At 71.6% G+C, this 7,428-nt stretch carries 7 protein-coding genes and 1 pseudogene; 5 read left to right on the top strand and 3 right to left on the bottom strand.

Going from position 1 to position 7,428, the window contains the following annotated elements; genetic code table 11:
• Both ACILQS_RS14470 and ACILQS_RS14475 read left to right on the top strand, forming a co-directional pair.
• Window positions 1-896, top strand: an 896-nt coding sequence (locus ACILQS_RS14470; RefSeq protein ID WP_395640833.1) for an aminotransferase class III-fold pyridoxal phosphate-dependent enzyme, incomplete at its 5' end; no start/stop codon positions are given.
• 47 nt (window positions 897-943) lie between these two features.
• Window positions 944-1,894 carry an NADP-dependent oxidoreductase gene (locus ACILQS_RS14475; RefSeq protein WP_395640834.1) on the top strand — a complete coding sequence of 317 codons (951 nt, stop codon included), beginning with the start codon at window positions 944-946 and terminating at the stop codon, window positions 1,892-1,894.
• 29 nt (window positions 1,895-1,923) lie between these two features.
• Here the strand turns inward: ACILQS_RS14475 and gabT are convergent, their stop codons facing one another.
• Entirely contained in the window at window positions 1,924-3,282 is a 1,359-nt protein-coding gene (gene gabT, locus ACILQS_RS14480) for a 4-aminobutyrate--2-oxoglutarate transaminase (RefSeq protein ID WP_395640835.1), read from the bottom strand.
• A 53-nt stretch (window positions 3,283-3,335) separates the two neighbouring features.
• On the opposite strand from gabT, the gene ACILQS_RS14485 reads away from it, so the two are divergent.
• The gene (locus ACILQS_RS14485; protein WP_395640836.1) at window positions 3,336-3,809 is read left to right on the top strand and encodes an OsmC family protein; all 474 of its coding nucleotides are present in this window, start codon (window positions 3,336-3,338) and stop codon (window positions 3,807-3,809) included.
• Here ACILQS_RS14485 and ACILQS_RS14490 read toward each other — a convergent pair.
• Together ACILQS_RS14490 and ACILQS_RS14495 are read right to left on the bottom strand one after the other, a co-directional pair.
• Window positions 3,799-4,863, bottom strand: a complete 1,065-nt coding sequence (locus ACILQS_RS14490) for a hypothetical protein (protein WP_395640837.1) — start codon at window positions 4,861-4,863, stop codon at window positions 3,799-3,801. The two genes, ACILQS_RS14485 and ACILQS_RS14490, sit on opposite strands and share 11 nt — an antisense overlap.
• The gene (locus ACILQS_RS14495; protein WP_395640838.1) at window positions 4,860-6,185 is read right to left on the bottom strand and encodes an aminotransferase class III-fold pyridoxal phosphate-dependent enzyme; all 1,326 of its coding nucleotides are present in this window, start codon (window positions 6,183-6,185) and stop codon (window positions 4,860-4,862) included. Before ACILQS_RS14495 ends, ACILQS_RS14490 begins: the two co-directional genes overlap by 4 nt.
• Window positions 6,186-6,234: 49 nt before the next feature.
• Between ACILQS_RS14495 and ACILQS_RS14500 the strand changes: the two genes are divergently transcribed.
• Together ACILQS_RS14500 and ACILQS_RS14505 are read left to right on the top strand one after the other, a co-directional pair.
• Window positions 6,235-7,218: an FKBP-type peptidyl-prolyl cis-trans isomerase gene (locus ACILQS_RS14500; protein WP_395640839.1), complete on the top strand. Its 984-nt coding sequence runs from the start codon at window positions 6,235-6,237 to the stop codon at window positions 7,216-7,218.
• A gap of 21 nt (window positions 7,219-7,239) precedes the next feature.
• Window positions 7,240-7,428 (top strand): annotated as a pseudogene (locus tag ACILQS_RS14505) (hypothetical protein); the annotation flags it as partial.

Here is a 7,428-nt window from a genome sequence, read left to right on the forward strand (position 1 = left end):
TCGATCACAGCTACCACGGCACGGTCGACGAGGCCTATGCGACCCTCGACGCCGACGGTCGGGTCGTGCCTAGGCGTGGCAACATGGGCCCGCCCGTCGATGTCGCGCTCACCACCATCGTGGTGCCGTTCAACGACATCCCCGCGATGGAGGCGGCGCTCGCCACGGGGGAGGTGGCGGCGGTGCTGATCGAGCCTGCGATGACGAACATCGGCATCGTGCTGCCCGATCCGGACTGGCACGAAGCGGTCACGAAAGCGTGCTGGGCGACCGGCACCTACCTCGTGATCGACGAGACCCACACGCTGTGCGCAGGCCCCGGCGGGATGACCGCGCGGGACGGGCTGCGTCCCGATGCTGTCGTCGTCGGCAAGACGATCGCCGGGGGCGTGCCCGCGGGGGCGTGGGGGATGACGACGACGTTCGCCGACCGGGTGCGCGAGCATCTCGACCCGGACGGCGCGGGTCTCGAGGACATCGACGTCGGCGGGGTCGGCGGCACCCTCGCCGGGAACGCGGTGTCGATGGCCGGCATCCGCGCGACCCTCGAGAGCGTGCTGACCCCGCAGGCCTACCCCGGGATGATCGCGCGCGCGACCGAGTGGACGGCCGGCGTGCAGGCGGCGCTCGACGAGTTCCAGGTGCCCTGGCAGGTGACGCAGTTGGGCTGCCGAGCCGAGTACTCCTTCCGCCCGACCCCGCCGCACGACGGCCGGGAAGCCGCCGAGGCCGACGACTTCGAGCTGCAGCAGTACCTGCACCTGCACGCACTCAACCGCGGCATCCTGATCACCCCGTTCCACAACATGGCGCTGATGTCGCCCGCGACGACGGCGGCCGACGTCGAGCGGCACACGGTCGCCTTCCGCGAGGCGGTCGCGAGCCTCTACGCGTAGCCGTCGTCCTTGGGAATGCCTTTCGGGTGACTGCGGTTGGATGAGGCATGGTCTCCGCCGTCGCCGCTACCTCCTACGAGGGTCCGTCCGCCATCACCGTGATCGAGGTCGACCCGGTCGCACCGGGGGAGGGTCAGGTCGTCCTCGCGGTGCGAGCGGCGGCGCTCAACCCGTTCGACGCGAAGATGACGTCGGGTGCGACGGGCACCGATCCGGCGAAGCTGCCGCTTCGGCTCGGCAGCGAGGCCGCCGGCGTGGTCACCGCCGTGGGGCCGGATGCCGTGGGCCTCGAGGGGGAGCCCCTCGCGGTCGGCGACGAGGTCTACGGGCACCGGCTGAGCGGGGCGCAGGCGAGCGAGTTGACCGTGAAGGCCGAGAACCTGCTCCGCAAGCCCGCCGCGGTGTCGTTCGCCGAGGCCGCGGGCCTGCTGGCCACGGGCACCACGGCGGTGCACGCCCTCGAGGCCGTGCGGGTCGCCGCCGGGGAGACGGTGTTGATCCACGGCGTGAGCGGCGGCGTCGGCCGTCTCGCCGCCCAGCTCGTCGTGCTTCGCGGGGCCCGCGTGATCGGCACCGCGTCGCCGAAGCGTCACGCGGAACTTCTCGACCTGGGGATCGAGCCGGTCGCGTACGGCGACGGCCTCGCGGCGCGCATCAACGAACGGGCGCCGGGCGGGATCGACGCCGCGATCGACGCCGTCGGCACCGACGAGGCGCTCGAGGTGTCGTTGCAGTTGCTGACCGACCCCGCGCGATTCGTGACCCTGGTGAACTTCGCGGCGACCCTCGCCGCCGGGGGCCAGGCGATCGGAGCGGGTCCCGGGGCCGACCCGGGCCGTGAGATCCGCGCCGCAGCGCGGCTGACCCTCGCCGCGCTGCTGGCCGACGGATCGATCGATGTCGAGATCTCGCGCACGTACCCGCTCGCCGACGCGGTCGAGGCCTACGCCTTCATGGTCGACGGGCACGCCGGCGGCAAGGTCATCCTCGAGCCGTAGCCCGCGTTCCGGTCGTGACGGCGGACCTCTCAGGCGGTCGCGGCGGCGAAGCACGCGTCGAGCACCGACGCGGCGTCGGAGAGCTGCGCGTCGGTGATCGCGAGGCTCGGCAGGAACCGCAGCACGTTGCCGTAGGTGCCCGCGGTGAGCACGAGCAGCCCGTGCTGCGCCGCCTCGGCCGCGACCGCCGACACGATATCGGCCCGCGGCGCGTGGGTCGCGACGTCGTTCAGTTCGATCGCGAGCATCGCGCCGACACCGCGCACCTCGGCGATGACCGGGTACTTCTCCTGCAGGGCGAGGAGGGCGGGTCGCAGGGTGTTCTCGACGCGCGTCGCCTCGGCCAGGAGGCCCTCGGACTCGATCCGTTCGAACACGGCGATCGCCGCGGCGCAGGCCACGGGGTTGCCGCCGAACGTGCCGCCGAGACCGCCCGGTTGGGCGGCATCCATGATCTCCGCGCGCCCGGTGACCCCGGCGAGCGGGAGGCCGCCCGCGATGCCCTTCGCCGAGAGGACGAGGTCGGGCACGAGGCCGAAGTGCTCGGAGGCGAAGTAGGCGCCGGTGCGGGCCATGCCCGACTGGATTTCGTCGGCGATGAAGACGATGCCGTTCGCCGTGCACCACTCCTGGAGCGCCGGCAGGTAGCCGTCGGCGGGCACGACGAACCCGCCCTCTCCCTGGATCGGTTCGACGACGAGGCAGGCGAGGTCCGCGGCGCCGACGGTCTTCTCCAGATACCCGATCGTGCGCGCGGCGGCCTCGGCGCCCGACAGCCCGTCGTGCAAGGGGTAGGAGTTCGGGGCGCGGTAGACGTCGCCGGCGAAGGGCCCGAACCCGACCGAGTACGGCATCGCCTTGAAGTTCATCGCCATCGTCAGGTTGGTGCGGCCGTGGTACGCGTGCTCGAGCACGGCGACGCCGGTGCGGCCGGTGTACTTGCGAGCGATCTTGACGCCGTTCTCGACCGCCTCGGCACCCGAGTTCACCAGCACGGTCTTCTTCGCGTGCGTGCCCGGCGTGTGCTGCGCGAGCAGTTCGGCGACCCGCACGTACTCCTCGTAGGGGGTGATCGTGAAGAGCGTGTGGATGACCTCGCCGAGCTGCTGCCGCGCGGCGGCGACGACGGCGTCGTCGGTGTGCCCGATCGTCGTGACCCCGATGCCCGCGCCCAGGTCGAGGAACGCATTGCCGTCGACGTCCACGACGATCGCGCCGTGCGCGCGCTCGATGTAGACCGGCAGGGCGGAGGAGACGCCGTCGGAGACGACGGCCTTGCGGCGCTCCTGGAGGGCGACCGATTTCGGGCCCGGGATCGCCGTCACGACGCGCCGCTCGGTGGGGACGGCATCCGCGGTGACTACGGTGGGGGCGAGCGTGTCGGTCATGTCTCCGATTCTAGAACCGCGCCGACCGCCGTCTCGCGGAGAGGAGTCGCCCGATGAAGGCCGATCACCGGTTCCTGGCCTCGCTGACCTGGACGGGCAATCGCGGCGCGGGCACGGCGGAAGCCCGCACCTACGGGCGCGAGCACGTCGTCTCGGTGGCGGGGAAGCCCGACATCCACGGGTCGGCCGCGCGGGTCTTCCACGGCGACGCCGACCGCTGGAACCCCGAGGAGATGCTCATCGCCGCGCTCGCGCAGTGCCATCTCCTGAGCTACCTCTACGTGGCGGTGCGCAACGGGATCGTCGTCGAGGCGTACGAGGATGCCGCGGAGGGGACTCTCGTCACCACGCCCGACGGTGGCGGTCGATTCCGGGAGGTCGTGCTGCGGCCCGTCGTCACCATCTCCGCCGGAGACCCCGAGCTCGCGGCGGCTCTGCACGCCGAGGCGAACCGGCTGTGCTTCATCGCCTCGAGCGTCGCCTTCCCGGTGCGGCACGAGCCGACCGTGCGCTCCGTCAGGGACTGATCGTCTCCTGATCGTCGCTGGAGTCGAGGGCGCTGTACAGGTCGGCGTAGTCGGCGTCGAGCGCGGTGAGCTGCGCGACGAGGTCGTTGTACCGGGTGATCTCCGCGTCGATCGCCGCGTACTCGGCGTCGAGGGCGTCGCCGCGCGCGACGAGGGCGTTGCGGTCGGCGTTGAACTGGGCCTCCGACGTGTAATAGCCGCTCTCGTTGCGACCGTTGAACGCGTCGACGTCGGCGTTGTAGTCGACGATCGCGGCCTCGTACGCGGCGATGCGCGCGTCGAGCACCGGATCGAGCGCGTCGATCTCGGTGACCAGAGCATCGATCTGGGCCTGCAGCTCGGTGAAGTAGGCGTTCGCCTGCACATGCAGTTCGACGACCTTCGCCCGGTCGTCGAAGTAGACGGCGTAGTGCTCCTCGAGCGCGGGCGGCAGATCGGCGAACTCGGTGCCGAGGCGGGAGTGCCACTCGTCGGCGAGCTGGTACTCCGGGTACAGCGCGAGGTCTTCGTAGACGGGGTCGTCCTCCGGGATCGCGGCGATCGCCTCCGCGACGAGCCCGTCGATGCGCGCCTGCTCGTCGGCGCTCAGCCGCTCGTAGGCGGCATGCAGCATCTCGTGGGCGGCGGTCACCTCCACGGTTCCGGCGAGGCGCTCGTCGGTCACCGCGTACACGTAGAGCTTGCCCTGGTAGTAGCAGCCGAGCACGGCGCCGCCCTCGATCGAGCAGTGCTCGTTGAAGTCGTCGTCGTCTTCGATCGCCGGCCGGGAGGCGCGGTAGATCAGTTCGCCCTCGACGCTCATCCCCGTGGCCTGCGCGATCGCCGCCACGTCATCGGGGATCGGCTCCGACCAGGCGACGTAGGCGTCGTGGAAGTACTGGATGCGGGGGAGGCTCCAGGTGCTCGCGAGCACCCCGACGGTCGCGAGCACCGCGATCGCCATGGCCCCGAGGAGGAAGGGCCAGGGGCGGATGCGCAGCGGAGTCGGAGGGACGGAGACGACCGGCGCGATGCCCTCCCGCGGTGGGCCGGACGGCGGCGGCAGGTGGCTCATCCCAGTCTCCCCAGTGCGTCCTCGAGCACCCCCGCGGCATCGTCGATCAGCGCTTCGCTGATCACGACGCTCGGCATGATGCGCAGCACCGAGTCCCACGAGCCTGCGTCGAGGGCGATGACGCCGTTCGTCGTCGCGTGCGTCAGCACGGCGGTGAGGGCTTCGGGGTTCGGCTGCTTCGAACCGGGCTTCACGAGTTCGACGCCGAACATCGCGCCTTTGCCGCGCACCTCGCCGACGACGGGGAACCTCTCGGCCCAGTCGCCGATCCGGGCGAGCAGTGCCGTCTCGACCCGCTGCGCCTCCGCGAGGAGCCCGTCGCGCTCGATCAGCTCGAAGACCTTCAACGCCGCCGCGGTCGAGACCGGGTTGCCGCCGAAGGTGCCGCCGATGCCGCCGGGCTGGACGGCATCCATGATCTCGGCCTTGCCCGTGACGGCGGCGAGCGGGAAACCGCCCGCGATGCCCTTCGCGCTCGTGACGAGGTCGGGCACGACGCCGTGGTGCTCGATCGAGTACCAGGTGCCGGTGCGGGCGATGCCGGCCTGGATCTCGTCGGCGACGAAGACGATGCCGTTCTCCTCGCAAAACGCCTTGATCGCGGCGAAGTAGCCGGGCGCCGGGATGATGATGCCGCCGTCGCCCTGGATCGGCTCGGCGAAGAAGGCGGCGACCTCGGACGCGCCGATGTGGGTGACGATGTAGTCGATCGTCTTGGCCGCGGCCTCTTCGCCGGAGAGCCCGTCGCGGAACGGGTAGGAGATCGGCACCGAATAGAGCTCGCCCGGGAACGGGCCCATCCCGGCACGTTCGGGCCACGGCCGGTAGGTCATCGCCATCGTGAGGTTGGTGCGGCCGTGGAAGGCGTGGTCGAGCGACACGATCGCGCGGCGTCCCGTGAACTTGCGCGCGATCTTGACCGCGTTCTCCACGGCCTCGGCGCCAGAATTCACCAGGATCGAGTGCTTTTCGAAGTCACCCGGAGTGATCTGCTGCAGCTTCTCGGCGACGCGCACGTAGTTCTCGTACGGCGTCACCGTGAACAGCGTGTGCGTGAGCTTCTGCGCCTGGGCGTACGCGGCCTCGGCGACTTCCGGGTGGGCGTGCCCGATCGTGGTCACGCCGATGCCGCAGCCGAGGTCGATCAACTGGTTGCCGTCGACATCGACGAGGATCGCGCCGGCTCCGTGATCCATGTAGATGTTGGCGAGAGTGCCGGCGCCGCGGCTCACCGCCGCGACGCGACGCTCCTGGAGGGCGACCGATTTCGGCCCCGGGAGAGCGGTGACGAGTTGGCGTTCCTGCGGCACGCTGAATCCCATACCCGCAGCCTACGGCCGCTCGTGCCCGGCGTCGGCGAGGATGGAGGCCGTGCGCCGCCCGACCCGTCTTCCGTTCGGCGTCGTGATCGCGGCCTTCGCGGCCGTGCTTCTCGTCGCCGGCTGCGCGGCCCGCCCGCTCGTGCTCGGCGCGGCGTCGCCCACCCCGACGGCGACCGCACCGGCGTGCGCCGAGCCCGGGGAGGCCTCGGATGCCGTCGTGGTCTACGGCGACCTCGGCGAGGCCCCGGTCATCACCGCGTACGGCCCGTTCTCGGTCGACCGGGTCGAGCGCACGGTCGTCGTCGACGGCACCGGGGAGCCAGTGGTCCGCGGCGACCTCGTCGAGGTGGCGATCACGATCCTCAACGCGACGAGCGGGGAGCGCGCTCCCGGCACGGCCTCCGCGCGAGTCCTGCTCAGCGAGGAGGCGACGCAGCCGGGTCTGCTCGCGACCATCCTGTGCGCGTCTCCGGGCAGCCGGGTCGTCGGCGTCGTGCCGGCCGAGGACGCCTTCGGGTCGGCCGGGCAGCCCGAGCTCGCGATCGGACCCGACGACGACCTCGTGTTCGTCGTCGACGTGCTCGCGCTCGTCCCGCAGCAGGCCTCGGGCACGCCGGTCGCCCTCCCCGAGGGCTTCCCCGCGATCGACATCGACGTCGCCGGCGACGGGCGCCCGAGCGTCGTCATCCCCGAGTCCGACCCGCCCGGCACGCTGCTCAGCGCGACCCTGCTCGAGGGCGCGGGACCCGTCGTGGCGGCGGGCGACGAGTTCCTCATCCAGTTCCAAGCGATCAACTGGCGCACCCACGACGTGTTCGACGAGACCTGGGGCGACGCGCCGCGGTCGCTGCTCACCGTCCTGCCCGGCGTCGACACCGCGATCATCGGACGCCCCGTCGGGTCGCGTGTCGTCGTGATCGTGCCGCCCGCCGACGGTTTCGGCGCGACCGGCGCTCCCAGTTCGGGCATAGCCGCGACGGATACGGTGGTGTACGTGGTCGACATCCTCGCCACGACACAGCCGCCGGTCTGACCGGCTTTCGAAGGATTCCCCGTGCGCCGACCGCTTCTCGCCCTGCCCCTCGTCCTCGCGTCCGCCCTCGTCCTGGCCGGATGCGCCGGCGATCCGGATCCCGCCTCGACGCCGGGGGAGACCTCCGCCGCCACCGTCGACGTCTGCGACGCGCCGGGCGGCGATGTCGTGGATTCCCTCGATGTTTCGGGCGACTTCGGTACGACGCCG

The organism is Pseudolysinimonas sp. (genome assembly GCF_044239695.1).
Lineage (GTDB): Bacteria > Actinomycetota > Actinomycetes > Actinomycetales > Microbacteriaceae > Pseudolysinimonas_A.